This window comes from Bartonella sp. AA168HLJHH (assembly GCF_042197365.1).
Classification (GTDB): Bacteria; Pseudomonadota; Alphaproteobacteria; order Rhizobiales; family Rhizobiaceae; genus Bartonella.
Map to the genome: position 1 here is coordinate 1 of NZ_JBHIRS010000091.1, position 594 is coordinate 594.

The 594-nt window shown below is 39.2% G+C and carries 1 pseudogene; it reads right to left on the bottom strand.

Annotation, left to right across the window (positions count from 1 at the left end):
* Window positions 1-594, bottom strand: a pseudogene (locus ACFINM_RS09915) (filamentous hemagglutinin); the annotation flags it as partial.

Consider the following 594-nt stretch of genomic DNA (forward strand, 5'->3'; position numbering starts at 1 on the left):
ATAAGCCGTAGGCCAATTGTAACCAATCACTGTACTAATGGGGTCTAACATATGACCTTGTATGTAGATATAATTTTTTTCGCCATCGCTTAGATAATCTACTGTATTGGCCATCGATTGCATGTGAGCAGCCGCTCCAACAAGATAGAAGTCTGTTTTCTTGGCTACACTGTGGATACCATGTTCTTGCAAGTCATTTGCTCCATTGCGTATTGTTAAGGTACCCCGGCTATGCCCACTAACAATAGCATTGTCATTGCCATAACGATAGATAAAATCTTGGAACTTCTTGGTCGAATTACTCAATCCCCAAGTGCTACCCTCCCAAAACTTTTGATAATATGCTACCCCTAATTCTACCAGCACATCATCAGCTTGGGGAAAGTATGTAAAATAAAGGGGACCATTTTTATTAACAGCCAATTGGACAGCATTACCGGCTGCTTCATCTGGTGAATTAAAAATGCCATTGTAGAACATATAAACAGCACCATTAGGGCCTTTTTGTAAATGCTTTTCTTCCTCTGGCTTTAAAAAGTGATACAGAGTGATATATTTTCCATCACTGCCTTTTATAGGTTTTCCATTTTCATC